Source organism: Streptomyces sp. NPDC002958 (assembly GCF_055563255.1).
Map to the genome: position 1 here is coordinate 353,475 of NZ_JBVHDS010000003.1, position 25,269 is coordinate 378,743.

The following is a 25,269-nucleotide window of genomic DNA, read 5'->3' on the forward strand; positions in this document are numbered from 1 at the left end:
TCCCCTGTTCCTTTTCGTATCCGGGGGCTCCGCCCCCGACCCCAGCTCCCAACTCCTCAATCGCCGGAGGGGCCTGGTTGTGCCCGAGGGGTTTGGGTGTGCCGGAGGCCCGCGCGGAACGTTTGTTCCGGCGGGCCTCCGAGGGGGTGAGGGTTACTGCTCCGTCTTGCGGAGGCGGAACGTCAGGGCCAAGCCCTCGTCCTCGAACGGGGCGCCGTACGCCTGGTCCGCCTCGCCCTGCGCGTAGTCCAGCGCCAGGACCTCGTCCGCGATCAAAGCCGCGTGCTCGGTCAGGGCCTCCACCGTGGCGGGGGAGGGCGACGTCCAGCGGACGGCGATGCGGTCCGCGACGTCCAGGCCGCTGTTCTTGCGGGCCTCCTGGATGAGGCGGATCGCGTCACGGGCGAGGCCCGCGCGCCGCAGTTCCGGGGTGATCTCCAGGTCCAGGGCGACCGTCGCGCCCGAGTCGGACGCCACCGACCAGCCCTCGCGCGGAGTCTCGGTGATGATCACCTCGTCGGGAGAGAGGGTGACCGTCTCGCCGTCCACCTCGACCGAGGCCGTGCCCTCGCGCAGGGCCAGCGAGAGGGCCGCCGCGTCGGCGTTCGCGACCGCCTTGGCCACCGCCTGGACACCCTTGCCGAACCGCTTGCCGAGCGCTCGGAAGTTCGCCTTCGCGGTCGTGTCGACCAGCGAGCCGCCGCCTGCCGGACCAGCGGAGGGATCAGTGAGCGAGGCCAGCGAGGAGACGTTCAGCTCCTCCGTGATCTGGGCGTGCAGCTCGGGGGAGAGGGACTCGAAGCCCGCCGCCGCGACCAGGGCCCGGGACAGCGGCTGACGGGTCTTCACGCCCGATTCGGCGCGGGTGGCCCGGCCCAGCTCGACCAGGCGGCGCACCAGCGCCATCTGGGTGGAGAGCGCCGGGTCGATGGCCGCGAGGTCCGCCTTCGGCCAGACGGAGAGGTGGACCGACTCCGGGGCATCCGGGGTGACCGGTGCCACCAGGTCCTGCCAGACCCGCTCGGTGATGAACGGGGTGAGGGGGGCCATCAGCCGGGTCACCGTCTCGATGACCTCGTGCAGGGTGCGCAGCGCCGCCTTGTCGCCCTGCCAGAAGCGGCGGCGCGAGCGGCGTACGTACCAGTTGGACAGATCGTCGACGAACGCCGACAGGAGCTTGCCGGCGCGCTGGGTGTCGTAACCCTCCAGAGCCTGCGTGACCTGATCCACCAGCGCGTTCAGCTCGCTCAGCAGCCAGCGGTCCAGGACCGTGCGGTCCGCCGGGGCCGGGTCCGCCGAGGAGGGCGCCCAGTTGGAGGTGCGGGCGTACAGGGCTTGGAAGGCGACCGTGTTCCAGTAGGTCAGCAGGGTCTTGCGGACGACCTCCTGGATCGTGCCGTGGCCCACGCGGCGCGCTGCCCACGGGGAGCCGCCCGCCGCCATGAACCAGCGCACCGCGTCCGCGCCGTGCTGGTCCATGAGCGGGATCGGCTGAAGGATGTTCCCGAGATGCTTGGACATCTTGCGGCCGTCCTCGGCGAGGATGTGGCCCAGGCAGACCACGTTCTCGTAGGAGGACTTGTCGAAGACCAGCGTGCCGACCGCCATCAGCGTGTAGAACCAGCCGCGGGTCTGGTCGATGGCCTCCGAGATGAACTGCGCCGGGTAGCGGCTCTCGAAGATCTCCTTGTTCTTGTACGGGTAGCCCCACTGCGCGAACGGCATCGAACCCGAGTCGTACCAGGCGTCGATGACCTCCGGGACGCGGTACGCCTCCAGCTGGCAGTTCTCGTGCGAGCAGGTGAACGTGATCTCGTCGATGAACGGGCGGTGCGGGTCGAGCCCGGAGAGGTCGGTGCCGGAGAGCTCGCTGAGCTCGGCGCGCGAGCCGACGCAGGTGAGGTGGCTGTCCTCGCAGCGCCAGATCGGCAGTGGGGTGCCCCAGTAGCGGTTGCGGGACAGCGCCCAGTCGACGTTGTTGTTCAGCCAGTCGCCGAAGCGGCCGTTCTTGACCGAGTCCGGGAACCAGTTGGTCTTCTCGTTCTCTTCGAGCAGCCGGTCCTTGATGGCGGTCGTACGGATGTACCAGGACGGCTGCGCGTAGTAGAGCAGCGCGGTGTGGCAGCGCCAGCAGTGCGGATAGCTGTGCTCGTACGGGACGTGCCGGAAGAGCTTGCCGCGGGCGGCCAGGTCCTCGGTGAGCGCCTCGTCGGCTTTCTTGAAGAAGACGCCGCCGACCAGCGGCAGGTCCTCCTCGAAGGTGCCGTCGGGGCGGACCGGATTCACGACCGGGAGGCCGTAGGCGCGGCAGACGACGAGGTCGTCGGCGCCGAAGGCGGGGGACTGGTGGACCAGACCCGTACCGTCCTCGGTCGTCACGTACTCGGCGTTGACGACGTAGTGCGCCGGGGCGGGGAAGTCGACGAGCTCGAACGGGCGCTCGTACGTCCAGCGCTCCATCTCGCGGCCGGTGAAGGTCCGGCCGGTGGTCTCCCAGCCCTCGCCCAGCGCCTTCTCGACGAGCGGCTGCGCGACGACGAGCTTCTCCTCGCCGTTCGTCGCGACGACATAGGTGACGTCGGGGTGTGCGGCGACGGCGGTGTTGGAGACCAGGGTCCAGGGGGTGGTCGTCCAGACGAGGAGAGACGCCTGGTCGGCCAGCGGGCCGGAGGTGAGGGGGAAGCGCACGAAGACCGACGGGTCGACGACCGTCTCGTAACCCTGCGCCAGCTCGTGGTCGGAGAGACCGGTGCCACAGCGGGGGCACCAGGGGGCGACGCGGTGATCCTGGACCAGCAGGCCCTTGTTGAAGATCTCCTTCAGCGACCACCACACCGACTCGACGTACTCGGGGTCCATCGTGCGGTACGCGTCGTCGAGGTCGACCCAGTAGCCCATCCGGGTCGTGAGCTCGGTGAACGCGTCGGTGTGACGGGTCACGGACTCGCGGCATTTGGCGTTGAACTCGGCGATGCCGAACGCCTCGATGTCCTTCTTGCCGTTGAAGCCCAGCTCCTTCTCGACCGCGAGCTCGACCGGCAGTCCGTGGCAGTCCCAGCCGGCCTTGCGGCCGACGTGGTAGCCCTGCATGGTGCGGAAGCGGGGGAAGACGTCCTTGAAGACGCGGGCCTCGATGTGGTGGGCGCCGGGCATGCCGTTGGCGGTGGGCGGGCCCTCGTAGAAGACCCACTCGGGGCGTCCCTCGGACTGTTCGAGGCTCTTGGCGAAGACCTTGCTGTCGCGCCAGAAATCGAGCACGGCGTGCTCCAGCGCGGGCAGGTCGACCTGGGCGGGTACCTGGTGGTACTGCGGCGATGTCATGGGCGGACTTCCTCCGGCGGACGTTTTCCACTTCCGTCGGAGGGACGAGGGCCTCATCGGCTCCCGCGGTACCACCCTCCTTGGCCCCGGGCGTGCGCCCGTGGCCCCCTCATTGGGGTCGCGATGCCGGTTCTACTTGCCTTGCGGCGTTCTTCCGGCGGCTCCGGGTGATCTTCACGACGTGCTCGCCCCCGGGCTTCCACCGTCCCCGGGTCGCTCCTGGCTGCCTACGACGCTACTCGTCCCATCCACGCCTCTCGCTCAGGCCAGTGTACGGGCCCGTACGGGCGACGGCCGACCGGTTTAACCCGTGGGGCGGGGCGTGACCCGAACAGGCAGACGTGGACGTACCGAGTCCCGGCGGGAGACCCGGAGGCGGATTACCCGGCGGGGAGCTGGGCACAAGGGATTCAGGCGCGCCGGTATCCGGACACGGGGAGGGGCGATTCGGCGGCGTGCCCGGTTGCCGCGGGGCTGGGGTCGATTTATCGTCCCAGCACGATTCGCGTGCAAGATCACAATATGTGAAGGGGCCGCGGCCATGGTGGCGAAGAAGACCGCCGCAAAGAAGACGGCGTCAGCGAGATCCACGGGTGCCGCGGCCAGGAGGACGAGCGGAGAGGCGGGTACGGAGTACGCTTCGCAGGCGGGTGCCGAGAGCGTCCCCGAGGACGGCCCGGCGACAGCCGTGAAGAAGTCCGCTGCGAAGAAGACCGCGGCCGGGAAAGCCGCGGCGAAGAAGACCGCAGCCCGGAAGAGGGCGGCGCACGCCGGGCACGTGGATGCCGAGCACGCGCCGCCGGCCAAGAAGGCACCTGCGAAGAAGAGCGTGGCGAAGAGCGCGGTCAAAAAGGCTTCGAAGAAGGCCGCCGCGGCGGCCACGGTGGCGGCCGAGGCCGCCGAGCAGACGGGAGCCCACACGGTGGTAGCCAAGAAGAGCACGGCCCGGACCCGCACGGCCGGCAAGGGCGCTGCGCCCGTGCCTCCGGCGCGTGGAGTCGCCACGACAGCCCCCGGCGAGCTGGCGGTCCGGCCGGGCGAGGACCCCTGGACGCCGGAGGAGGTCGAAGAGGCGCGGGCCGTGCTCAGCAGCGAGATCATGCGGCTGCGCAGTGAGCTGGAGGCCGCGAGTGCCGCACTTGCCGGGCTGATGCGCGAATCCGGAGACGGGGCGGGTGACGACGAGGCGGACACCGGTACCAAGAACATCACGCGCGAGCACGAGATGTCGCTCGCCGCCAACGCCCAGGAGATGCTGGACCAGACCGAGCGGGCCCTGGCCCGGCTCGACGCCGGGACGTACGGACTGTGCGAGGTCTGCGGCAATCCGATCGGCAAGGCGCGGATGCAGGCGTTCCCCCGCGCCACGCTCTGCGTCGAGGACAAACAGAAGCAGGAGCGACGCGGCTGATCCGCGATGGTGTGACGTACCCTCGTCCTCAGTCGGAAACCTAGGTTGAGGGACTCACGTGGCAGAGGCGGAGCGCATCATCGGTACGCCGGACATCCCCGACGCTGAGGGGACTGAAGGGGACGAGACCGAGAGCAGGGCCGAGGAGACGGCCCCGAGCACGGGCAAGCGGAAGATCACGGTGCTCTTCGCGGCGGCCGTCATCGCCTATCTGCTCGACCTGATCAGCAAGACGATCGTGGTGGAGAAGCTGGAGCACCACCCGCCGATCGAGATCTTCGGCGACTGGCTGAAGTTCGACGTGATCCGTAACCCGGGTGCCGCGTTCGGTATCGGCGAGGCATTCACGATCATCTTCACCTTCATCGCGGCGACCGTCATCGTCGTGATCGCCCGGCTTGCCCGCAAGCTCTACAGCCTGCCGTGGGCCATCGCGCTCGGTCTGCTGCTCGGCGGAGCGCTCGGCAATCTCACGGACCGCATCTTCCGTGCTCCCGGCGCCTTCCAGGGCGCGGTGGTGGACTTCATCGCGCCCGCGCACTTCGCCGTCTTCAACCTCGCCGACTCCGCGATCGTCTGCGGAAGCGTCCTGATCGTGATCCTTTCCTTCAAGGGCCTGGACCCCGACGGCACCGTGCACAAGGACTAGCGGGCGCAAGGCATACTCGACAGGTGAGTACGTATCCCGAGGTCCGCACCCTGCCCGTACCCGACGGCCTGGAGGGCGAGCGTGTCGACGCCGCCATTTCCCGGATGTTCGGTTTCTCCCGCACCAAGGCCGCTGACCTGGCCGCTGCCGGGAAGGTGCAGGTGGACGGCTCGGTGGTCGGGAAGTCCGAGCGGGTGCGGGGCGGTGCCTGGCTGGAAGTGGAGATGCCGCAGGCACCCGCTCCGGTGCAGATCGTCGCCGAGCCCGTCGAGGGCATGGAGATCGTGCACGACGACGACGACATCGTCGTGATCGTGAAGCCCGTCGGGGTGGCCGCCCACCCGAGCCCCGGCTGGACCGGCACGACCGTCATCGGCGGTCTCGCCGCGGCCGGGTACCGGATCTCGACGTCCGGTGCCGCCGAGCGGCAGGGCATCGTCCACCGCCTCGACGTCGGCACCTCCGGCCTGATGGTCGTCGCCAAGTCCGAGCGGGCCTACACCCTGCTGAAGGCCCAGTTCCGCGACCGGGTCGTCGAGAAGAAGTACCACGCGCTGGTGCAGGGCCACCCGGACCCGATGAGCGGCACGATCGACGCCCCCATCGGGCGCCACCCCACCCATGACTACAAGTGGGCCGTCACGGCCGAGGGCAAGCCCTCCGTGACGCACTACGACCTCATCGAGGCCTACCGCGCCGCCAGCCTCCTGGACATCAAGCTGGAGACGGGCCGCACGCACCAGATCCGGGTGCACATGTCCGCCCACCGCCACCCCTGTGTCGGTGACATCACCTACGGCGCCGACCCGACGATGGCCAAGCGCCTCGGCCTGACGAGGCAGTGGCTGCATGCCGTCCGGCTCGGCTTCGAGCACCCGTCCGACGGCGGCTGGGTGGAGTTCTCCAGCAATTACCCGGACGACCTCCAGCAGGCCCTGGACAAGATCGCGGCGGAGAGCGAATGACCGGTACGCCCGCCCCGTACACCACCCGTACCGTCGTCGACGAGCAGGACCGCGCCGCCTGTTTCCAGGTCCGCAAGGACGTCTTCGTCGGCGAGCAGAACGTGCCCGAGGAGATCGAGTACGACGCCTACGACGCGGTCGCGGTGCATGTGATCGCCGTCGCGGCGGACGGTTCGGCGCTCGGCACCGGACGGCTGCTGCACGGCCCGGCCGCCGTCGCCAGGACCGGCGGCGACCTCGCCGTCGGCTCGCTCGGCCGGCTGGCGGTGACCAAGGAGGCGCGCGGTCTCGGCGTCGGCGTGGCGCTGGTCCGGGCCATCGAGGACGCGGCCCGCGAGCGCGGTCTCGCCGCCGTCGATCTGCACGCCCAGACCCATGCGCTCGGCTTCTACGAGCGGCTCGGCTATGTGGCCTACGGCCCCGAATTCCCCGACGCGGGGATCGCCCACCGGGCTATGCGCCGCGCCCTGCAGTAGGCGAACGAGCGCCGGGTGCCGCCCAGGTCGTACGGAGCGAGCGGCACCCCGCATACGTCCGGGTCAGCCCGTACGCGAGGCGCGCCGAATGCTTCAAGGCGATCAGCCGGGTCCAGCGCGAAATGATGTCGGCCGCCCGCCACTCGGCACTCTCGGCCCGCAACGAGGCGGGTACGCACCCGGAGGTCGTCGACCGGGTGCTGCGACAGCTGGACGTACGCAGCCTGTGATGAGCCGGCCCCGCGCCGCCTGGCGCGGGGCCGGCTCAGCGGCAGGCCGGGCGAATGGCGCGTCGGCTGGGCCGTCGAGGGTCCCTGCGATCACGGATGTCCGCGGCGTACCGGGCGTGCCGGTCCCCGACCGGTTCGAGCCGACGACCTCAACTGGCACCATGGGCTTCATGGACATCATGCTTTTCCACTCGACGTACGGTCTGCGCCCCGCGGTGCACGCGGCCGCGTACCGGCTGCGCGCCGCCGGGCACGAGGTGCAGGTGCCCGACCTCTTCGAGGGGCACACCTTCGAGTCCGTGGAGGAAGGCCTGGCCTTCAAGGAAGAGGTGGGCAAGGACGAATTGCTCAGGCGGGCCGTGCTGGCTGCCGCGCCCTACTCCGACCGGGGCCTGGTGTACGCCGGATTCTCCTTCGGTGCGTCCACCGCGCAGACCCTGGCGCTCGGCGACGAGAAGGCGCGCGGTCTGCTGCTTTTCCACGGCACCTCGGACATCGCCGAGAACGCCTCGGTGGACGAGCTGCCCGTACAACTGCATGTCGCGGACCCGGACCCGTTCGAGACGCACGACTGGCTGAACTCCTGGTATCTGCAGATGCAGCGGACCGGCGCCGATGTCGAGGTCTACCGCTATCCGGGCGCGGGCCATCTCTTCACGGACCCCGAACTGCCGGACCACGACGCGGCATCGGCCGAGCTGGCCTGGAAGGTCGCGCTCGGCTTCCTCGCCACGCTGTGAGCGCGCAAGGGCCCCGCACCGGTGCGGGGCCCTTGCGCGTGGACGGGGGTAAATATCAGCCCCGGTAGGCGATCCAGCTGTCGCTCATCCGCTGCACCTGGCCAGGGGTGAACTGGTACATGCAGGAGTCGTACGTGTAGTCCATGAAGTTGTGGATCGGGTCGACCCCCGTCTTGGTGGTGCAGGTGTCGCGCCCGGTCGGGCACTCGAACGCGGCGCTCTTCTCGGCGGGCGTGTCCAAGACGTAGTCGCCTTTGCCGTTACAGCCGCCCTGGAAGGTGTGGTACAGCCCCATCCAGTGGCCGACCTCGTGGGTGGCGGTGTCGCCCTCGTCGTAATGGGTGGCGGAGCCGCCCGGCAGTGAGGCGTCGAGGACGACCACGCCGTCCATGCTCGGGCTGGAGGCGTACGAGCTGGGGAAGGTCGCCCAGCCGAGCAGGCCGCCGCCCAGGTTGGCGGTGTAGATGTTGAGCGCGTTCTTGCCGCCCTTGCGCAGCGTCGACTTCATCGATCTCTCGGCGGTGGAGCCCGACGAGAGGTTGTACCAGGAGGCGTTGTCCGTGTAGTCGGTGCCGGCCAGCGAGAACTGGAAGCCGGAGTCGGTGTTGCCGGTGCCCTGGCCGCTGAAGGCCGCGTTCAGCACGTTCATCTGGCTGCTGATGTCGCCCGCGGTGAGCTTGCCGGTGGTGCCGGAGTGGATGACATGGAAGTAGACCGGGATGGTCGCTCCGGCAGCGAGCGCGGAGCCGTTGACCCGGCGGTCCGCGAGTCTCTCCTTGAGCTGCGTGTCCATGGCCTTGGCCTGGGACGCGGTGAGTTCATTGGGGTCCGCGGCGTGCTTGGCGCCCGAGGGACGGGCCTCGCGCGCGGTGGCATTGGTGCTCGCCTCGCTCGCGCACTTCTCGGCGGACGTTGCGGATGCGGCGGACGCGGAGGAGACGGACGCCTGGGCGGCGGCGGAGCCGGAGGAAGCGGAGAGCGGTGTCAGGGCCAGCGTTCCGGCCAGGACGGCGGTGCCGATCGCACGGTTACGCATACGCGGCGAAATACGGGCAAGAGTGCGCACAGGGACTCCTCGCGGATGTGTGGGGGAGGGATTTCCTCACCTGCCGCCGGGAGGTTACGTGCGCATGTCAGATCTTGAGGAGAATCGATCAAGCCCAATCGATCGTGGGGCGAACCGGGTGAACGGGAAGAAATAATTCTGCGTGCTCCGGAGTTTGCGACGCGGACGTAACGTCCAGCGTTACCCCGGCGGGTGGTGTGTCCCCATTGGAGCCGGGAGAGACACCACCCGCCGTAGCGATGTAATGCGCCGTCAACATGGACCAGATTGGCTGAAAAGTAGACCCTCAGTGCACCGGGCGGTCCGCCCGCTCGACCTTCTGCGTCCCGCTGAGCGTCCGGTACGAACGCGTCCAGGCGGAGGTCGCGTCCCGCTTCGTCTTGTCGGAGACCACGTAGTAGTCCATCTGCGAGCGCTCGGCGGTCACATCGAGGACGCCGTAGCCGTGCGAGTCCATGTCCACCCACTTCACATGGCGGTTGGCGGTCTTGACCGCCGCGCTCGCGACCGCCGAGACGGTCTGCGGTGCGACATGCAGGATGTCGTCGAGATTGTCCGAGGTCACCGAGGTCACCACGAACTCGGTGGCGGCCGACGCCGAGAGCGGATACGTCGCCGCCTTCACCGGTACGTCATTGGCCCAGGCCATGTGGATGTCGCCGGTCAGGAACACCGTGTTGGTGATCGACCGGTCCCGCAGATGCGTGATCAGCTCCTTGCGGTCGTCCGTGTAGCCGTCCCACTGGTCGACATTGACGGCGAGACCCTCCGTGGGCAGCCCCAGCAACCCGGCCAGCGGCTCCAGCAGATGCGCGGGTACGGAACCGAACGCGACCGGCGAGACCATCACCGACGTGCCGACCAGCTTCCAGGTGGCGTCCGAGCCGGCCAGACCCGACTTCAGCCAGTCCAGTTGCGCCCGGCCGGTGATCGTGCGATCCGGGTCGTCGACCGAGCCGTTGCCGATCGTCGACTGCTGGGAGCGGAAGGTGCGCAGATCGAGGAGGTGGAGATCGGCCAGGTCGCCGAAGCGCAGCCGTCGGTAGACGGTGCCCTCGGTGGAGGTACGGACCGGCATCCACTCGAAGTACGCCTGCTTGGCGCCCGCGGCCCGGTCGGCCCAGGAGCCCTCCGTGCCCGGCGCGTGGTTCTCGGCCCCGCCCGACCAGGCGTCGTTGGCGAACTCGTGGTCGTCCCATATCGCGATCACCGGGTGGGTGGCGTGCAGGGTCTGGAGGTCGGTGTCGGTCTTGTAGTTGCCGTGCCGGGTACGGTAGTCGGCGAGGGTGAGGATCTCGTGCCTCGGCTCGTGCGGGCGTACGACGTACTTCGCGTCCGGGTAACTGCCCGACGCGTACTCGTAGATGTAGTCGCCGAGATGCAGCACCGCGTCGAGGTCGGCGCGGGCGGCGAGGTGCCGGTACGGGGAGAAGAACCCGGACTCCCAGTTGGCGCACGACACCACCCCGAAGCGCACCCCGGGCGTGGCAGCCCCGGCCGCGGGTGCGGTACGGGTGCGGCCCGTCGGCGAGAAGGTCCTCGCACCGTCGCCCGCCGAGAAGCGGAACCAGTACGCGGTGGCCGGGCTCAGCCCCCGCACATCGGCCTTGACGGTGTGATCGGAGGCGGCCTTCGCGACCGTGGAGCCCTGTGCGACGACCCGGGTGAACTCCTTGTCCTCGGCGACCTCCCAGCGCACCGCCGTATCGGCGCCCCGGCCGGAACCGGGCACGGCGTCGGGGGACGGGGTGACGCGGGTCCATAAAAGTATGCCGTCGGGGAGGGGGTCGCCGGAGGCAACTCCGTGCAGGAAGGCGGGCCCGTCCGCGGCGCGCGCGGTGGTGGCGGAGCCCAGTACGGGTGCCGCGACGGCGGTGGCGGCAGCGGCCTTGACGACCGTGCGGCGGCTGGGGGCGGATAACGGCGAAGGAACGCGTCGACTGGTCACGGAGGAGAACCCTACTGACCGGTAAGGCGAACGGGCAGGCGAACGAAGGAAGTTCGCCTGCCCGTCCGAGAGTCGATGCCGGGAGTTTGCTGCTAGCCCTTCAGCGCGGCGTCGACCGCGGTGTTGAACTCGTCCACCGTCATCGGCGCGTTCTTGCCGTCCGATCCGGTAAGCGGCTTGCCGTCCATCTTCAGCGTCGGAGTGCCCTGCACGCCGCTCTTGTCGAACGCCTCGGACATCTTCATCGCCCAGCTGTCGAACGTACCGTCCTCGACATCCTTCTGGAACTCCTTGTTGCCCTTCAGAGCATCGACGGAGTCGGCGATCTCGATCAGGTACGCGTCGTCCTTGAACTTGTCGTCGGTCTCCTCCGGGTGGTACTTGGCGGAGTAGATCGCGGACTTGTAGTCCAGGAAGGCCTGCGGGCTGACATCGAGCGCGGCACCCAGCGCGCTCAGCGCGTTCTTGGAGCCTTCGCCGGCGGTCATGTCGTCGAGGAACGTGGCGCCGATGTACTTGATCTTGTACTTTCCGGCGTCGATGTCCTTTTGCACCGTCTCGCCGATGGCCTGCTCAAACGTTCCGCAGATCGGGCAGCGCGGGTCCTCGTAGATCTCCAGGGTCTTCTTGGCGGTCGGCTTGCCGATGACGACGGTCGTGCCGTCCTTGCCCGAGGTGTTCTTGGGTGCCGTGACGTTCTTCGCGTCCTTGGCCGCCTCCCAGTGGGACGGCTTGTTCAGCTGCATGACACCCCAGCCGACGGCGCCCGCGATCGCCAGCACGCCGACGATCGAGCCGCCGACGACGACCTGCCTGCGGGTCTTGTCCCTCTTGGCCTGGCGTTCGCGCTCGGCGCGCAGACGCTCGCGGGCTGCCGCCTTGTTGGCCTGGCTGTTGCGGTTGCTCATGTTCGTTTCTCCATGGTGTGGGTGGTACGTCGTCAGGGATGTGCGTGCTCAGGCGATGGCGCGGGCCGAGCGCGGCGGACCCCTCCGTCCCACGGAGTGCACGAGCAGACGGGCGTGTACGAGCAGGTGCGGGCCGTGCCCGGCGGGGCGCAGCCTGCGGTGTACGGAGCGGCCGGCCGTGCCCACCACGGCGACCGCGATCAGCAGCGGCCGGAACGCCAGGACGGCGACCGCGCCCAGCAGGCCGGCGAGCGCGGACTCGCCGCGCCGCAGCCAGGCCGCGGCGAGCAGGCCGACCGTCACATGGGCGGCGAGCAGCAGCCACGGCACCGCAGGACCGGGGGAGGCCAGCAGTGCGACCGCGGTGTGTCCGCCGTCCGCCACCGAGGCGAGCGGGGTGCCGACGTCGTCGACCGGGTTCGCACCGGCGCCGATGTCACCGCCGCCGCACAGCACATCGACGCCGACCGAGCGCAACGGCCCCGCGATCGGGCCGCCCGCCGCGCCGTAACAGAGGTGCTGGCCGGTGGTGAATACGGTGTCGGCGGCCAGCTCCAGCGGGACCAGCAGTCCGGCGATCGCCCCGAAGCCGCGCTCCCGGCCGGCCAGCGCGTACGCCACGGCGAAGACGACGCCGGCCAACAGGGCCACGACGTTCAGCGGCAGCGGGACCTGGGAGAGCAGTACATGGGACGCAGTGGAGAGCGTCACGACGAGCGCTGTGAAAAGCGCCGCGCGAACGACTCTGAGCTGTGTCCCGGATATGTCCATCGTCGAGGAGTGTCGCATGCGAACCTGTAGGCGATCCCTGAAGGGGCACACATGGCCTGCGGGGACCTACAACCCCGGAATGCGGCCGTTGCGGAAGAGATCCACGAAGATCCGGTGGTCGGCGCGGGCCCGGGCGCCGTAGCTGTGGGCGAAATCCACCAGCAGGTCGGCGAAGCCCTCCTCGTCCGCCGCGATCGCCGCGTCGATCGCGCGCTCGGTGGAGAACGGCACCAGGGAGTGACCGCTCTCGTCGTCCGCCGCGGAGTGCATCGTCGCCGTCGCCCGGCCGAGGTCGGCGACGACCGCGGCGATCTCCTCCGGCTCGTCGATGTCGGACCAGTCCAGATCGACCGCGTACGGAGACACCTCGGCGACCAGCTGCCCGGCCCCGTCCAGTTCGGTCCAGCCGAGCCACGGGTCGGAGTGCGCCTGCAGGGCGCGCTGCGAGATCACCGTGCGGTGGCCCTCGTGCTGGAAGTAGTCGCGCACGGCGGCGTCGGTGATGTGCCGGGAGACCGCGGGGGTCTGCGCCTGCTTGAGATAGATCACCACATCGTTCTCCAGGGCGTCGCTGTTGCCCTCCAGAAGGATGTTGTACGAGGGCAGCCCGGCCGAACCGATGCCGATGCCGCGACGGCCGACGACATCCTTCACCCGATAGGAGTCGGGGCGGGTCAGGCTCGACTCCGGCAGCGTCTCCAGATAGCCGTCGAAGGCGGCCAGCACCTTGTAGCGGGTCGCCGCGTCCAGATCGATCGAGCCGCCGCCCGCCGCGAACCGGCGCTCGAAGTCCCGGATCTCCGTCATCGAATCCAGCAGCGAGAACCGGGTCAGCGACCGGGCGTCGCGCAACGCGTCCAGCAGCGGGCCCTCGGCCGTGTCCAGGGTGAAGGGCGGTACCTCGTCGTTCTTCGCGCCCGTCGCCAGCGCGCGGATCCGCTCGCGGTAGGCCACGGCGTAGATCCGGACCAGCTCGGTGATCTGGTCGTCGCCCAGTGCCTTCGCGTACCCGATCAGCGCGACGGAGGCGGCGAACCGCTTGAGGTCCCAGGTGAAGGGGGCTACGAAGGCTTCATCGAAGTCGTTCACATTAAAGACAAGGCGGCCATTGGAATCCATGTACGTGCCGAAGTTCTCGGCGTGCAGATCGCCGTGCACCCACACCCTGCTGGTTCTGTCGTCCAGATAGGGGTCCGCGTTCCTCGTCGAGCTGAGATCGGCGTAATACAGGCAGGCCGTGCCCCTGTAGAACGCGAACGGTGATGCGGCCATCTTGCGGAACTTGACCCGGAAGGCTGTCGGGTCCGCGGCCAGGAGCTCTCCGAAGGCAGCCTCGAAGACCGCAAGGATCTGCTCCTCGCGCTCAGTGTCCGAGACTTCGAAAGTGCTGCGCATTGCCGGCCTGCTTCCTTCGTTGATGACAGGGCCCTTCCTGTCTGCCCTCCTGCTGAGAACGCCGGAGGCGCCGCATCAGTGCCCGGACCCGGAAAGTACGGCCACAGTCACTGATTCGGGTGACGCGTGGGTGATTCCACCTCGGATGGCCGCCACGCCCACGTGCGAGGGTGGAGGCAGCTGACCGCTGCTTCTGTGATCTCGGCGCCCGCATTGTTTTCGACGGTGCGCGGTCGGAGTCACAGGCCGCGGAGTATCGGTGTCGCGACGTAGACTTCCACGCTGTCCCCCTCACCCGCCCTGCTCGCCCGGAGGCCACAAACCGTGTCGTCGAAGCCGCCCTTTACGCACCTTCACGTCCACACCCAGTACTCGCTGCTGGACGGTGCCGCGCGGCTCAAGGACATGTTCGCTGCCTGCAATGAAATGGGCATGTCGCACATCGCGATGACGGATCACGGCAACCTGCACGGGGCGTACGACTTCTTCCACTCGGCGAAGAAGGCGGGCGTGACGCCGATCATCGGCATCGAGGCGTATGTCGCGCCGGAGTCGCGCAAGCACAAGCGGAAGATCCAGTGGGGCCAGCCGCACCAGAAGCGCGACGATGTCTCGGGTTCGGGTGGTTACACCCACAAGACGATCTGGGCGTCGAACGCGAAGGGGCTGCACAACCTCTTCCGGCTCTCCTCGGACGCGTACGCCGAGGGCTGGCTGCAGAAGTGGCCGCGCATGGACAAGGAGACCATCGCCCAGTGGTCCGAGGGCCTGATCGCGTCCACCGGCTGCCCCTCGGGCGAGGTGCAGACCAGGCTGCGGCTCGGCCAGTTCGACGAGGCGGTCCAGGCGGCCTCCGACTACAAGGACATCTTCGGCGAGGACAAGTACTTCCTGGAGCTGATGGACCACGGCATCGAGATCGAGCGCCGGGTCCGCGACGGGCTCCTCGAAATCGGCAGGAAGCTGAACATCCCGCCGCTGGTGACCAACGACTCGCACTACACCTACGCCCACGAGGCCACTGCGCACGACGCGCTGCTGTGCATCCAGACCGGCAAGAACCTCTCCGACCCGGACCGCTTCCGCTTCGACGGCACGGGCTACTACCTCAAGACGGCGGACGAGATGTACGCCGTCGACTCCTCCGACGCCTGGCAGCAGGGGTGCGCGAACACCCTGCTGGTCGCCGAGCAGATCGACACCACCGGGATGTTCGAGAAGCGCGACCTGATGCCGAAGTTCGACATCCCGGAGGAGGGCTACACCAACGTCACCTGGTTCAAGGAGGAAGTGCGGCGCGGCATGAACCGCCGCTACCCGGGCGGCGTCCCCGAGGACCGCCAGAAGCAGGCCGAGTACGAGATGGACGTCATCATCCAGATGGGGTTCCCGGGCTACTTCCTCGTCGTCGCCGACTTCATCATGTGGGCGAAGAACAACGGCATCGCGGTCGGCCCCGGCCGGGGTTCCGCGGCCGGTTCGATCGTGGCGTACGCGATGGGCATCACCGACCTTGACCCGATCGAGCACGGGCTGATCTTCGAGCGGTTCCTCAACCCCGAGCGCGTCTCCATGCCCGATGTCGACATCGACTTCGACGAGCGCAGGCGCGTCGAAGTGATCAGGTATGTGACCGAGAAGTACGGCGAGGACAAGGTCGCCATGATCGGCACGTACGGCAAGATCAAGGCGAAGAACGCCATCAAGGACTCGGCCCGTGTCCTCGGCTACCCGTACGCCATGGGCGACCGGCTCACCAAGGCCATGCCCGCCGACGTCCTCGGCAAGGGCATCGACCTCAACGGCATCACCGACCCCTCGCACCCGCGTTACAGCGAGGCGGGCGAGATCCGCGGGATGTACGAGAACGAGCCGGACGTGAAGAAGGTCATCGACACCGCCAAGGGCGTCGAGGGCCTGGTCCGGCAGATGGGCGTGCACGCCGCCGGTGTCATCATGTCCAGCGAGCCCATCGTCGACCACGCCCCGATCTGGGTGCGGCACACGGACGGTGTGACCATCACGCAGTGGGACTACCCGCAGTGCGAGTCGCTCGGCCTGATCAAGATGGACTTCCTGGGTCTGCGGAACCTGACCATCATGGACGACGCCGTCAAGATGGTGGAGAGCAACAAGGGCGTCAAGCTGGACCTCCTCGGTCTCCCGCTGGACGACCCGAAGACGTACGAGATGCTCTGCCGCGGTGACACGCTCGGCGTGTTCCAGTTCGACGGCGGCCCGATGCGCTCCCTGCTGCGCCAGATGCAGCCCGACAACTTCGAGGACATTTCCGCCGTCTCGGCCCTGTACCGGCCGGGCCCGATGGGCATGAACTCGCACACGAACTACGCCGAGCGCAAGAACGGCCGCCAGGAGATCACCCCGATCCACCCGGAGCTGGAGGAGCCGCTCAAGGAGACGCTCGGCCTGACGTACGGCCTGATCGTCTACCAGGAGCAGGTGCAGAAGGCCGCCCAGATCGTCGCCGGATACTCGCTCGGCGAGGCCGACATCCTGCGCCGCGTGATGGGCAAGAAGAAGCCCGAGGAGCTGGAGAAGAATTTCGTCCTCTTCCAGGCGGGCGCCAAGAAGAAGGGCTTCTCCGACGCGGCGATCCAGGCCCTGTGGGATGTACTGGTCCCGTTCGCCGGATACGCGTTCAACAAGGCGCACTCCTCCGCGTACGGACTGGTCACCTACTGGACGGCCTACCTCAAGGCGAACTACCCCGCCGAGTACATGGCGGCGCTGCTGACCTCGGTCAAGGACGACAAGGACAAGTCGGCGGTCTATCTCAACGAGTGCCGTCGTATGGGCATCAAGGTGCTGCCGCCCAATGTGAACGAGTCCCTGTCGAACTTCGCGGCGCAGGGCGACGACGTGATCCTCTTCGGCCTGACGGCCGTCCGCAACGTGGGTCAGAACGTCGTCGACTCGATCATCCGGTGCCGCAAGGCGAAGGGGAAGTACAGCACCTTCCCCGACTTCCTGGACAAGGTCGAGGCGGTCGTCTGCAACAAGCGCACCGTCGAGTCGCTGATCAAGGCCGGCGCGTTCGACGAGATGGGCCATACCCGCAAGGGCCTGGTCGCCCACCACGAGCCGATGATCGACAACGTGGTGCAGGTCAAGCGCAAGGAGGCAGAAGGGCAGTTCGACCTCTTCGGCGGCATGGGCGAGGAGGAGAGCGACGAGCCGGGCTTCGGGCTCGACGTGGAGTTCTCCGACATTGAGTGGGAGAAGTCCTACCTGCTGGCCCAGGAGCGCGAGATGCTCGGTCTGTACGTCTCCGACCACCCGCTCTTCGGTCTGGAACACGTGCTGTCCGACAAGGCCGACTCCTCGATCTCCCAGCTGACCGGCGGGGAGCACGCCGACGGTGCCATTGTCACTGTCGGCGGCATCATCTCCGGCCTCCAGCGCAAGATGACCAAGCAGGGCAACGCCTGGGCGATCGCCACCGTCGAGGATCTGGCCGGTTCCATCGAGTGCATGTTCTTCCCGGCCACCTACCAACTGGTCTCCACCCAGCTCGTCGAGGACACCGTCGTCTTCGTCAAGGGACGCCTCGACAAGCGGGAGGACGTGCCCCGGCTCGTCGCCATGGAGATGCAGGTCCCCGACATCTCGTCGGCCGGCACCAACGCCCCCGTGGTCCTGACCATCCCCACGGTCAAGATCACCCCGCCGATGGTCAGCCGCCTCGGCGAGGTCCTCAGCAACCACCGGGGCGACACCGAGGTGCGGATCAAGCTCCAGGGCCCCCGCAAGACCACGGTGCTCCGGCTCGACCGGCACCGGGTGAAGCCCGACCCGGCACTCTTCGGTGACCTGAAGGTGCTGCTCGGGCCGTCCTGCCTGGCCGGCTGACACACGGGAGCCGACGCTCACGCACAAGAGGGGCGCCCCGCGAAAGCGGCGCGCCCCTCTCGGCCACCCGGCCTGTGGCCGGACCGGAGATCCGCCCGGTCAGTTGTGGCCGAAGCGCCGCTGGTGCTTACGGGCAACATCAGCGGGGCTGCCCTGGGCCGGCGATTGAGGCTGTATCTGCGACTCGTACCCGGTCGACTTGGTCTCTTCCGCTCCGCGCTCCGGACGGGACGCGCGGTTTTGCTGGCTGCTCTGCTTGCGGTTCTTGTTCTTGGCCATGGTGTTCCTCCTGTGGGGACTTTCGGGGCCAGGACCGCGTTCAGATTCACATAACGGGATAAAGGGTGCATGTTGGATCATTACCGTGCGTAGTGAAGGGGGTATCATGCGCCGTTTTCCGGATCCGCCACGCCGATGATCGAGTTCCGGCCGTCAACCCCTGCGCGGTCGGGCAGACTCGAAGAAAACCCTTGGGCAAAGACCACACCCGAACTTCTGGAAGAGGGTGGAACGCGTGGACCGTTGCGTCGTCCTGGTGGACGCCGGCTACCTGCTGGGAGCAGCCGCGAGTCTGCTGGCCGGAGAGCCCGCCCGTTCCCGCATCACCGTCGACCACGCGGCCCTCATCCGGGGACTGCGAGATCTGGCAGAGGCCGATACGCAACAGCCGCTGCTGCGGATCTACTGGTTCGACGGTGCCCCCGACCGCGTACCGCAGCCCGAGCACCGCAGGCTGCGTGTGATGCCCCGGGTGACCGTGCGGCTCGGTGCTCTCACCCGCAGTGACGGGCGCTGGGCGCAGAAGGGCGTCGACGCCGCGATGCACGCCGAGCTCACCGAACTGGCCAGGAACCGGGCCTGCTCCGACGTGGTGCTGGTGACCGGTGACGGCGATCTGCTGCCCGGCCTGATGTCCGCCAAGGAACACGGCGTCGCCGTCCATCTCTGGGCCGTTCAGGCAGCCGACGGCGACTACAACCAGTCGGAGGACCTGGTCGCCGAGGCCGATGAACGGAGGGTGCTCGACCGGGCCTGGATCACCCAGGCCGTACGGGCCAAGGAGACCGGCGGCGTCTGCGCCCCGCCGCCCGCGCCGCGCCCCGAGATCGCCGCGATCCTCTCCGCGCCGCTGCCCGAGGCAGCCCTCGCCGCCTCCGCCGAGCGGGCATCGGAGGCCCAGGCGGCGGCCGCCGCCGACGGCACTGCGACACCGCCCGAGGAGAGCCCCACCGCCGACCGGTCCGGCCACGGCGGTAAGGGCGTCCCCACCCCCAAGGACCTGGCAGGCAGCCTGCGCGGCCCCGGCATCCAGCCCCCCGCCCAGCCCTCGCCCGCCAATGCGACCCTGCGCTGGTCCTCCGACAAGGGCTGGATGGAGCGGGGCGGACCGCTGGGCGAGCCCGCAGAAACGGCGTCCCTCCCGACGCTGGCCCAGCTCACCAGCGCCGAGCAGCGTTGGGCGGACCGCGAGGAGGACATCACCACCGTCGGCGGCGACCCCTTCGAGGTGGGCCAGGTCTTCGCCCGCCGCTGGATGGAACGCCTGCCGGAGACCGCCCATCTGCAGAAGCTGTCGACCATGTATCCGCGCATCCCGCACCGCATCGACGGCGAACTGCTGCGGTACGCGGCACGGTTCGGTCTGCTCGCCCACAAGGACGACCAGATCGATGAGCACGACCGCTATGCGATCCGCGCGGGATTCTGGCGGGAGATCGATGTACGGGCCGCGGCGGAACACGCTCCGGCGGTGGAGCGTACGAGCCCGTCCGGCGACTGACGGTGCATCGGGCGGGAGGGGGGCGCCCCGGTCGGCGAGTGCTGCGTCGACGCCCGACCGACAAAGCCCCGGGCGCAATACGGGGCATCCGACCCCGTACTCTCGTACCTCGTGAGTACGGGCACAGCACAGGCGCAGACGGCGACCGGGACCGTGTGCGCGGTGCGTGATCTGGTCAAGACCTATCCCGCCGCCCGCGGCCGCCGCGGTGCACCCGCCACGCCCGAGGTGCGCGCCACTGACGGGATCAGCCTGGATGTGCGGCGCGGCGAGATCTTCGGACTTCTCGGCCCCAACGGCGCCGGAAAGTCCACCCTGGTACGGCAGCTGACCGGGCTGATGCGGCCCGACTCCGGCAGCGTCACCGTGCTGGGCCACGACCTCGTACGCCATCCCGAGAGGGCCTCCCGGCTGATCGGGTACCTCGGGCAGGAGTCCACCGCCCTCGACGAGCTGACCGTGTCGCTCGCCGCCGAGACCACCGGACGGCTGCGCGGCCTCGCGGTACGGGACGCCCGCGCCGAGCGCGACGCCGTACTCGACGAACTGGGCCTCGTCGAGATCGCGGGGCGCCCCCTGAAGAAGCTCTCCGGCGGACAGCGGCGGCTCGCCTGCTTCGCGGCCGCGCTGGTCGGCGAACGGCCGGTGCTGGTGCTGGACGAACCGACGACCGGGATGGACCCCGTCGCGCGGCGCGCCGTTTGGGCCGCCGTGGACCGGCGCCGGGCCGAACGCGGCGCGACGGTGCTGCTTGTCACCCACAACGTCATCGAGGCCGAGACGGTCCTCGACCGGGTAGCCGTGATCGAACGCGGCAAGGTCATCGCCTGCGACACGCCGACCGGACTCAAGGAACGCGTCGCGGGCGAGGTCCGGGTCGAGCTGGTGTGGCGCGAACGGGCGCCCCTGGACGTGCCGGAAGTGGCCGCACTGCGTGGCTCGGCCCAGGAGTCCGGGCGGCGCTGGGTGCTGCGGCTCGGTCCCGACGAGGCGCGGACGGCGGTCGCCGCGGTGACCGGCGGCGCGGCCTTTGCCGCACTCGACGACTTCACGCTGGCGACGCCCAGCCTGGAGGACGTCTATCTCGCGCTCGGCGGGGATGCGACCAAGGGGCTGGTGAAGTCATGACCGGGGCGAGCGGGGCGACCGGGTGCGCAGGCGTGGCCGGGCAGCGAGCGAACAGGAGTAGCGCCAGGTGACGAGCACCGTTCCCGCACAGGCGGTGACCGGACCCGTCCGGACCGCCGAGAGCGACCGTGCCGACGGCGACCGTTACGGCTACGACGGGCCGGCCCCCGCGCCGCTCGCGCCGCAGGCCCGGCTGTTCCCCTCGCTCGCGGCCGTCTACCGCGCCCAGCTGTCCAGGGCCAGGGTCGCCCGTATCCCGCTGCTCTTCGTCGCGACCTTCCAGTCCATCGGAATCATGGTGCTGATGCGCGGGGTCGTCGACGGCGGCTCCGAGGCGCGGGCCGTCGTCGCCGGATCGAGTGTCCTCGTGGTGGCCTTCGTCGCGCTCAACCTGCTCGCCCAGTACTTCGGACAGCTACGGGCCGGCGGCGGGCTCGACCACTACGCCACCCTGCCGGTGCCGCCCGCCGCAGTGGTGCTCGGTACGGCAGGGGCGTACGCCTCCTTCACCGTGCCCGGCACGATCGTCACGGCCGTGGCGGGGAGCGTGCTGTTCGGGCTGCCGCTGACGCATCTGTGGGTGCTCGTCGCCGTCATCCCGCTCTCCGGGGCCGCGCTCTCCGGGCTCGGTGCAGCGATGGGGCTGCTCGCGCCCCGGCAGGAGCTGGCCACGCTGCTCGGGCAGCTGGGCATGTCGGCGGCGCTGCTCCTCGGAGTCCTGCCGGCCGACCGGCTGCCCGTGCCGATCGGCTGGGCCCGCGATCTGCTGCCCTCGACGTACGGTGTCGAGGCGCTCTCCCGGTCCTTCGACGCCCATCCCGACTGGGCGGTCGTCGCACTGGATCTCGCGGTCTGCGCCGTCGTCGGCGTCCTCTCGCTGGCCGCGGCCACCTGGGCGTACCGCAGGGCAGCGGTCCGGTGAGGCGTGGCACAGGTACGCCTGGCACGATGGCAGGGTGACCGCACCACTGACGCCGCCTCACCAGCCCTCGTCCGACGGCCCCCGGCAGACCCCGCCGAAGTGGGGCGGGGCCGGTGATCCCGGCGGCCCCCACCCCGGCATCGTGCTGGAGCCGGAGGAGGAGAGGAATCTCCGGTCGGGTCTGCGGCGGGCCGCTGTCGTCACGGCTCTCGTGACGGTCGCGGGTATCGGGCTCGGATTCCTCTGGCTGTGGCTGGCGCCGCGGGTTCCGCTGATCTCCGACGGCACGGCCGTCTTCCTCAGCGACAGCGAAGGTGAGGAGGCGATCGGCGCCGACGGTACGTTCGTGCTGCTGGCACTGGCATTCGGTGCGGTCTCTGCGGCGCTGGTCTTCTGGTTCCACCGGCGTGGCGGTATCGCCGTGGTGGTGGGGCTCGCGCTGGGCGGGCTGCTCGGTTCGCTGCTGGCCTGGCGGCTGGGGGTGTGGCTCGGGCCGGATCAGGACGTGGTCGCGCACGCGCGAGCGGTCGGCAAGGGCGTGATCTTCGATGCACCGCTTCAGCTGCGGGCGAAGGGGGCGCTGCTGGCGTGGCCGCTGGCGGCGATGGCCGTCCATCTCGGATTGACGGGGTTGTTCGGGCCGCGGGATCCGGAGCCGGAGTGGGGCGTATTTCCGGGGCGGGCCGCGGGTGGGCCCGTGCCGGGGGCGGGTGCTTCTTCGGGTGGGGGTGTGCCGCCGGTGCCGCCGACGGAGTCGTAGGGGCAGGTGCGGGTGGGCCGCTGCGCGGTGCCTGCCCTCCGCCCGCCCCTTCCCGAACCGGGACTCCGCCCCGGACCCCGGTCCTCGAACGCCGGACGGGCCGAAGTGTCCCGGGCGCCTACCGTCCCTGGGCAGTGAGCAGGAGTGAGTTCTGTCTCACCGGCACGCCCCGAACGGTGTTGGGCGCACTGGTCCTCCGCTTTCACGTCCTGGTCGGCGACGCGTATCACGTATGCGGTCCGTCCCAGGTGCGCGGAATCCCTACGACTTGGCCATGTGGGTGTGGCCAAAGGCGACGGGTAGGCCCCGATCCATCACTCCGGTGATACGGGGGCCCCGACTGCTGACACCACACCCGGCGTCCCAGATCGCGATGCACACGTTACGCATACCCAGTCAGGCACACCCACAGACCGGAACACCGTTCAGTCAACCGTGCCCATGTTCGCCAAAACAAGGTACTGGACCAGCAGTTGTGAACCCCCGGCCGATCTCCGCGAACACCGCCCCCGTCAGCGACGCCAGATCCGTGGGGGACAGTTCGACCTCCATGCCGCGGCGGCCCGCCGAGACACAGATCGTTTCATGGGACCGCGCCGACGCGTCCAGCACCGTACGCAGCTGCTTGCGCTGGCCCAGGGGGGAGATGCCGCCCCGTACATAGCCGGTGGTGCGTTCCGCCGCGGACGGGTCGGCCATCGCGGCTCGTTTGCCGCCCACCGCGCAGGCCAGGGCCTTGAGGTCCAGGGAGCCGGCCACCGGGACGACCGCCACGGTGAGGGCGCCGTCGACATCCGCGACCAGGGTCTTGAAGACTCGGTCGGGGGAGACGCCCAGTGCCTCGGCCGCCTCCTCGCCGTAGGAGGCCGACGCCGGGTCGTGGTCGTAGGAGTGGACGGTGAACGCCGTGCCGGCCGCGGTCAGCGCGACCGTTGCCGGGGTACCGCCGGACTGTTGCTGCTTCTTCGGCTTCTTCGCCACGGGGAAGGGTCCTCGGGTCGGTCGGTTGTCAGTCGGTCGGTCAGTTGGGGTGGGTCGGGGCGCGCGTCAGGTCCACCGCGGGCAGGGACGGCAGATGGCGGATGACGGCGGTCTCGGAGCGCAGCAGCGTCAGTTCCTCGCGCAGCCGGGTCGCGGTGTCGGGAGCCTGGAGGAGCCGCTGCCTCGACGAGATGTCGAGTACGGCCGCCGCCGCGACCAGGTAGGAGACGACGGAGGGGTCGTCGGGCAGGTCCGCGCCCGTTGTCAGGGACCGTTCGCTCGCCCCGGCCAGCCGCTTCTGGTAGCTGCGGAAGGCCCGCAGTACGCCCTTGGCGAGAGCGCCCGCCTCTTCACCGGGTTCCTCGCCCAGCTCTTCGAGCTCGGCCGTCAGATAGGGGCCGCTCGCGTCGACGGAGAGCAGCTTGACCCGGGTGGTGCCGGTCGCGAGGACCTCGAAGCTGCCGTCCGGCCGTTCCCTGATCTTCGCCGCGTCGGCGATGCAGCCGACCCGGTGGAAGGTCTGGATCGGGTCGGGGCCGAAACCGTCCGCGGGGCTGCGTTCGGCGGGGGTGTTCACCGCGTCCGGCATTCCGGCGGCCGTCGGGGCGATCTCGCGGCCGTCGCGGATCGCGACGACGGCGAAGCGGCGGGGTTCGTCGGCGTCGGTCTTCAGCAGCTCGCGCATCATGGCGCGATAACGCTCTTCGAAGACGTTCAGCGGCAGCACGAGGCCGGGGAACAGCACCGCGTTCAGCGGGAACAGAGGCAGGCGAGCGGTGGTCACAACGGTCAAGCGTAATGGCCGCGGGGCCGGCCCCGACCGGCCCGGCCCGGCAAGGACGTCTCACAGCCCACCCGGAGTCGCGCCTCGTTCCTCGCGTCGAGGAACCGGCCGAGCGGATCGTCGGAGACCGACGACCACGGGAACGACGTCGCATGGGGTCCGATCTGCCGGAACTGTTCCAGCGCCTCGTCCCAGCGGCCCCGGGCGACCAGCACGAACGCCAGCAGATTGCGGACCTCGGCGGGCCAGGGATCGCCGGGTGCGAACGAGGCGGACAGCGTGATCGCCAGATCCGCCGCCGCGTCGATCCGTTCCTCCTGCACCGAGGTGGTCCGTACGTCCGGTCCCTCGATCAGCAGGGCGAAGGCGGCCCGCAACGGCAGCGCCTGCACCAGCGAGCTGGTCAGTGAGTCCTCGGCGGCCCGCTCGGCGAAGTCGAAGCACTCGCGGTGCGAGCCGTACCAGGCGGCGGAGAGATACCGCAGCGCCGCGACATGGCAGCCGTAGTGGTGGGAGGAGCGCTGGATCGCCTGTTCCCACAGCGCCTCGAACGTGGTGTGCGTGGCGTGGGTGCCGCGCGCGTGGTCGAGCGCGAGCCGCCACGGCACCGGGTCGCGCGGATCGCACTCGGCCGCCGCAGTGATCAGCGGTCCCACCTCGCGCAGCCGCTCGGCCCGGACGGGCGACTCCCAGGCCCGGCGGACGGCCAGCTCGGCCTTGACGAGCAGCGCGTCCGGGTCGTGCGGGGCGGCGGCGAGCCAGTCGGTCAGCCAGCCGTCGCGGTTGCGGGCGAAGGTTACGAGCCTGCTGAGGTAGCGGTCCCGGTTCTCCCACTCGGCGCCGTCCCGGGTGGTGGCGAGGAGTTTCGCGGCTGGGTCGTACTCGCCGAGGGCGGCGGCGACGAGTGCCGGGGAGAGCCGCTCGTCGGGGGCGTCGAGCAGCACCGCGTCGTCCGCGGGCAGTCCGGCGGACCCCCGGGGGGAGTGCCGGATCAGGCGCGCGGTACAGAGCAGAGCGCGAAGGAATGACATGGTGCAGACCATTGAAAAGCGCTGGTCGGGACGGCGCCAGGGGGGCGCTGTGAAGCTTTGGTGCCGAGTGAATGGGTTGTCCTGAAGTTGGCCAAAAAAGAGTAAAGGAAAGCGCCAAATCTGACTTGTTCCT

Annotated in this window: 20 protein-coding genes; 10 read left to right on the forward strand and 10 right to left on the reverse strand. The window is 69.4% G+C overall.

Annotated elements, in window-relative coordinates:
* Nucleotides 1-153: 153 nt before the first annotated feature.
* The gene (gene ileS, locus ACZ3IC_RS07960) at nucleotides 154-3,321 is read right to left on the reverse strand and encodes an isoleucine--tRNA ligase (RefSeq protein ID WP_467413693.1); all 3,168 of its coding nucleotides are present in this window, start codon (nucleotides 3,319-3,321) and stop codon (nucleotides 154-156) included.
* 541 nt (nucleotides 3,322-3,862) lie between these two features.
* Here ileS and ACZ3IC_RS07965 point away from each other — a divergent pair.
* From ACZ3IC_RS07965 to ACZ3IC_RS07985, 5 genes are all read left to right on the forward strand, one after another.
* On the forward strand, nucleotides 3,863-4,732 hold the full coding sequence (locus ACZ3IC_RS07965; protein ID WP_467413695.1) for a TraR/DksA family transcriptional regulator: 870 nt from the start codon (nucleotides 3,863-3,865) through the stop codon (nucleotides 4,730-4,732).
* Between the two features lie 58 nt (nucleotides 4,733-4,790).
* The gene (gene lspA, locus ACZ3IC_RS07970) at nucleotides 4,791-5,381 is read left to right on the forward strand and encodes a signal peptidase II (protein ID WP_467413698.1); all 591 of its coding nucleotides are present in this window, start codon (nucleotides 4,791-4,793) and stop codon (nucleotides 5,379-5,381) included.
* A 23-nt stretch (nucleotides 5,382-5,404) separates the two neighbouring features.
* Nucleotides 5,405-6,346: an RluA family pseudouridine synthase gene (locus ACZ3IC_RS07975; RefSeq protein ID WP_467413699.1), complete on the forward strand. Its 942-nt coding sequence runs from the start codon at nucleotides 5,405-5,407 to the stop codon at nucleotides 6,344-6,346.
* A complete protein-coding gene (locus ACZ3IC_RS07980; protein WP_467413701.1) occupies nucleotides 6,343-6,822 on the forward strand; it encodes a GNAT family N-acetyltransferase in 480 nt (159 codons plus the stop codon). The genes ACZ3IC_RS07975 and ACZ3IC_RS07980 overlap by 4 nt, the downstream gene beginning before the upstream one ends.
* A gap of 391 nt (nucleotides 6,823-7,213) precedes the next feature.
* A complete protein-coding gene (locus ACZ3IC_RS07985) occupies nucleotides 7,214-7,792 on the forward strand; it encodes a dienelactone hydrolase family protein (protein WP_467413703.1) in 579 nt (192 codons plus the stop codon).
* 55 nt (nucleotides 7,793-7,847) lie between these two features.
* On the opposite strand, the gene ACZ3IC_RS07990 is transcribed toward ACZ3IC_RS07985, so the two are convergent.
* The 5 genes from ACZ3IC_RS07990 to ACZ3IC_RS08010 all read right to left on the reverse strand — a co-directional run bounded on the left by ACZ3IC_RS07990 (nucleotide 7,848) and on the right by ACZ3IC_RS08010 (nucleotide 13,880).
* Entirely contained in the window at nucleotides 7,848-8,828 is a 981-nt protein-coding gene (locus tag ACZ3IC_RS07990) for a zinc metalloprotease (protein ID WP_467413705.1), read from the reverse strand.
* 316 nt (nucleotides 8,829-9,144) lie between these two features.
* Complete coding sequence (locus ACZ3IC_RS07995; protein ID WP_467413707.1) at nucleotides 9,145-10,806, reverse strand: alkaline phosphatase D family protein; 1,662 nt, start codon at nucleotides 10,804-10,806, stop codon at nucleotides 9,145-9,147.
* A 92-nt stretch (nucleotides 10,807-10,898) separates the two neighbouring features.
* The gene (locus tag ACZ3IC_RS08000) at nucleotides 10,899-11,714 is read right to left on the reverse strand and encodes a DsbA family protein (protein WP_467413709.1); all 816 of its coding nucleotides are present in this window, start codon (nucleotides 11,712-11,714) and stop codon (nucleotides 10,899-10,901) included.
* Between the two features lie 48 nt (nucleotides 11,715-11,762).
* Nucleotides 11,763-12,485 (reverse strand): hypothetical protein, encoded by a 723-nt coding sequence (locus ACZ3IC_RS08005; protein ID WP_467413710.1) that lies wholly within the window; start codon nucleotides 12,483-12,485, stop codon nucleotides 11,763-11,765.
* Nucleotides 12,486-12,551: 66 nt separating this feature from the next.
* Nucleotides 12,552-13,880, reverse strand: a complete 1,329-nt coding sequence (locus ACZ3IC_RS08010; RefSeq protein ID WP_467413713.1) for a DUF2252 domain-containing protein — start codon at nucleotides 13,878-13,880, stop codon at nucleotides 12,552-12,554.
* Nucleotides 13,881-14,204: 324 nt separating this feature from the next.
* Between ACZ3IC_RS08010 and dnaE the strand changes: the two genes are divergently transcribed.
* Nucleotides 14,205-17,750: a DNA polymerase III subunit alpha gene (gene dnaE, locus ACZ3IC_RS08015; protein WP_467413715.1), complete on the forward strand. Its 3,546-nt coding sequence runs from the start codon at nucleotides 14,205-14,207 to the stop codon at nucleotides 17,748-17,750.
* A gap of 99 nt (nucleotides 17,751-17,849) precedes the next feature.
* On the opposite strand, the gene ACZ3IC_RS08020 is transcribed toward dnaE, so the two are convergent.
* Nucleotides 17,850-18,029 (reverse strand): hypothetical protein, encoded by a 180-nt coding sequence (locus tag ACZ3IC_RS08020; RefSeq protein ID WP_467413716.1) that lies wholly within the window; start codon nucleotides 18,027-18,029, stop codon nucleotides 17,850-17,852.
* Nucleotides 18,030-18,255: 226 nt separating this feature from the next.
* Here ACZ3IC_RS08020 and ACZ3IC_RS08025 point away from each other — a divergent pair, with 226 nt between their 5' ends.
* The 4 genes from ACZ3IC_RS08025 (at nucleotide 18,256) to ACZ3IC_RS08040 (ending at nucleotide 22,340) form a co-directional block, all read left to right on the forward strand.
* Entirely contained in the window at nucleotides 18,256-19,530 is a 1,275-nt protein-coding gene (locus tag ACZ3IC_RS08025) for an NYN domain-containing protein (protein ID WP_467413718.1), read from the forward strand.
* Between the two features lie 153 nt (nucleotides 19,531-19,683).
* Nucleotides 19,684-20,658, forward strand: coding sequence for an ABC transporter ATP-binding protein (locus ACZ3IC_RS08030; RefSeq protein ID WP_467414041.1), 975 nt, complete (start codon nucleotides 19,684-19,686; stop codon nucleotides 20,656-20,658).
* A 67-nt stretch (nucleotides 20,659-20,725) separates the two neighbouring features.
* Nucleotides 20,726-21,580: an ABC transporter permease gene (locus ACZ3IC_RS08035; protein ID WP_467413719.1), complete on the forward strand. Its 855-nt coding sequence runs from the start codon at nucleotides 20,726-20,728 to the stop codon at nucleotides 21,578-21,580.
* A 34-nt stretch (nucleotides 21,581-21,614) separates the two neighbouring features.
* Nucleotides 21,615-22,340 (forward strand): ABC transporter permease, encoded by a 726-nt coding sequence (locus ACZ3IC_RS08040; RefSeq protein ID WP_467413720.1) that lies wholly within the window; start codon nucleotides 21,615-21,617, stop codon nucleotides 22,338-22,340.
* Between the two features lie 429 nt (nucleotides 22,341-22,769).
* Here the strand turns inward: ACZ3IC_RS08040 and ybaK are convergent, their stop codons facing one another.
* From ybaK to ACZ3IC_RS08055, 3 genes are read right to left on the reverse strand one after another with little or no spacing between them, the layout of a single operon-like run.
* Nucleotides 22,770-23,321 carry a Cys-tRNA(Pro) deacylase gene (ybaK, locus tag ACZ3IC_RS08045; RefSeq protein WP_467413723.1) on the reverse strand — a complete coding sequence of 184 codons (552 nt, stop codon included), beginning with the start codon at nucleotides 23,319-23,321 and terminating at the stop codon, nucleotides 22,770-22,772.
* Between the two features lie 40 nt (nucleotides 23,322-23,361).
* Nucleotides 23,362-24,105, reverse strand: a complete 744-nt coding sequence (locus ACZ3IC_RS08050) for an LON peptidase substrate-binding domain-containing protein (RefSeq protein WP_467413724.1) — start codon at nucleotides 24,103-24,105, stop codon at nucleotides 23,362-23,364.
* A 5-nt stretch (nucleotides 24,106-24,110) separates the two neighbouring features.
* On the reverse strand, nucleotides 24,111-25,148 hold the full coding sequence (locus ACZ3IC_RS08055; protein WP_467413726.1) for a hypothetical protein: 1,038 nt from the start codon (nucleotides 25,146-25,148) through the stop codon (nucleotides 24,111-24,113).
* Between the last annotated feature and the right edge of the window lie 121 nt (nucleotides 25,149-25,269).

What these genes read in the sequence shown, in the direction of transcription:
- ileS (WP_467413693.1), bottom strand. Translation starts at nt 3,321, where the DNA reads ATGACATCGCCGCAGTACCACCAGGTACCCGCCCAGGTCGACCTGCCC.
- ACZ3IC_RS07965 (WP_467413695.1), top strand. Translation starts at nt 3,863, where the DNA reads ATGGTGGCGAAGAAGACCGCCGCAAAGAAGACGGCGTCAGCGAGATCC.
- ACZ3IC_RS07980 (WP_467413701.1), top strand. Translation starts at nt 6,343, where the DNA reads ATGACCGGTACGCCCGCCCCGTACACCACCCGTACCGTCGTCGACGAG.
- ACZ3IC_RS07985 (WP_467413703.1), top strand. Translation starts at nt 7,214, where the DNA reads ATGGGCTTCATGGACATCATGCTTTTCCACTCGACGTACGGTCTGCGC.
- ACZ3IC_RS07990 (WP_467413705.1), bottom strand. Translation starts at nt 8,828, where the DNA reads ATGCGTAACCGTGCGATCGGCACCGCCGTCCTGGCCGGAACGCTGGCC.
- ACZ3IC_RS08000 (WP_467413709.1), bottom strand. Translation starts at nt 11,714, where the DNA reads ATGAGCAACCGCAACAGCCAGGCCAACAAGGCGGCAGCCCGCGAGCGT.
- ACZ3IC_RS08005 (WP_467413710.1), bottom strand. Translation starts at nt 12,485, where the DNA reads ATGGACATATCCGGGACACAGCTCAGAGTCGTTCGCGCGGCGCTTTTC.
- ACZ3IC_RS08010 (WP_467413713.1), bottom strand. Translation starts at nt 13,880, where the DNA reads ATGCGCAGCACTTTCGAAGTCTCGGACACTGAGCGCGAGGAGCAGATC.
- ACZ3IC_RS08020 (WP_467413716.1), bottom strand. Translation starts at nt 18,029, where the DNA reads ATGGCCAAGAACAAGAACCGCAAGCAGAGCAGCCAGCAAAACCGCGCG.
- ACZ3IC_RS08055 (WP_467413726.1), bottom strand. Translation starts at nt 25,148, where the DNA reads ATGGTCTGCACCATGTCATTCCTTCGCGCTCTGCTCTGTACCGCGCGC.